Source organism: Clostridium aminobutyricum (genome assembly GCF_017255415.1).
In the GTDB taxonomy this organism is placed as follows: Bacteria; Bacillota; Clostridia; order Peptostreptococcales; family Anaerovoracaceae; genus Aminipila; species Aminipila aminobutyrica.
The window spans coordinates 1-1,517 of record NZ_JAFJZZ010000022.1 but is presented as its reverse complement, the minus strand read 5'-3'; the positions used below and the strand labels follow the sequence as shown (position 1 = coordinate 1,517).

Genomic DNA, 1,517 nt, shown 5'->3' with positions numbered 1-1,517 from the left:
AAAGGAGGTGATCCAGCCGCACCTTCCGATACGGCTACCTTGTTACGACTTCACCCCAGTCATTGATTTCGCCTTAGGTAACCTATTTATTGGCCAACTTCGGGCGCCCCCAACTTCCATGGTGTGACGGGCGGTGTGTACAAGACCCGGGAACGCATTCACCGCAGCATTCTGATCTGCGATTACTAGCAACTCCAACTTCATGTAGGCGAGTTGCAGCCTACAATCCGAACTGGGACTGGTTTTTGAGATTTGCTCCACGTCACCGTCTTGCGTCTCTTTGTACCAGCCATTGTAGCACGTGTGTAGCCCAGAACATAAGGGGCATGATGATTTGACGTCATCCCCACCTTCCTCCGTGTTATCCACGGCAGTCTCACTAGAGTGCCCATCTTACTGCTGGCAACTAATGACAAGGGTTGCGCTCGTTGCGGGACTTAACCCAACATCTCACGACACGAGCTGACGACAACCATGCACCACCTGTCTCCTCTGCCCGAAGGAGGGACCTGTTAAAGTCCTGTCAGAGGGATGTCAAGTCCTGGTAAGGTTCTTCGCGTTGCTTCGAATTAAACCACATGCTCCGCTGCTTGTGCGGGTCCCCGTCAATTCCTTTGAGTTTCACACTTGCGTGCGTACTCCCCAGGCGGAGCACTTAATGCGTTAACTGCGGCACCGAAGTCTTGCGACCCCGACACCTAGTGCTCATCGTTTACGGCGTGGACTACCAGGGTATCTAATCCTGTTTGCTCCCCACGCTTTCGTGCCTCAGTGTCAGTTACAGTCCAGAAAGTCGCCTTCGCCACTGGTGTTCCTCCTAATATCTACGCATTTCACCGCTACACTAGGAATTCCACTTTCCTCTCCTGCACTCAAGTCTGACAGTTCGCAAGGCTTACAATAGTTAAGCTATTGCCTTTCACCCCACGCTTACCAAACCACCTACGCACTCTTTACGCCCAATAATTCCGGATAACGCTTGCCCCCTACGTATTACCGCGGCTGCTGGCACGTAGTTAGCCGGGGCTTCCTCCAAGGGTACCGTCATTTTTTTCTTCCCCAAGGACAGAGCTTTACGACCCAAAGGCCTTCATCGCTCACGCGGCGTTGCTGCATCAGGCTTTCGCCCATTGTGCAATATTCCCCACTGCTGCCTCCCGTAGGAGTTTGGACCGTGTCTCAGTTCCAATGTGGCCGATTACCCTCTCAGGTCGGCTACTGATCGTTGCCTTGGTAAGCCGTTACCTTACCAACTAGCTAATCAGACGCAGGCCCATCCCATACCGATAAATCTTTGGCGAAAGACTCATGTGAATCTTTCGCGTTATGAGGTTTTAATCCCGGTTTCCCGAGGCTATCCCTCTGTATGGGGCAGGTTGCCTACGCGTTACTCACCCGTCCGCCGCTCTCTATACCTTCACTCTTCCGAAGATTTGTTCAGATATATACCGCTCGACTTGCATGTGTTAGGCACGCCGCCAGCGTTCATCCTGAGCCAGGATCAAACTCTTTGTAAA

Annotated in this window: 1 rRNA gene; it reads right to left on the bottom strand. The window is 52.5% G+C overall.

The features are described 5' to 3' along the window. Positions 1 to 1,517: ribosomal RNA gene (locus JYB65_RS14830) — 16S ribosomal RNA — on the bottom strand.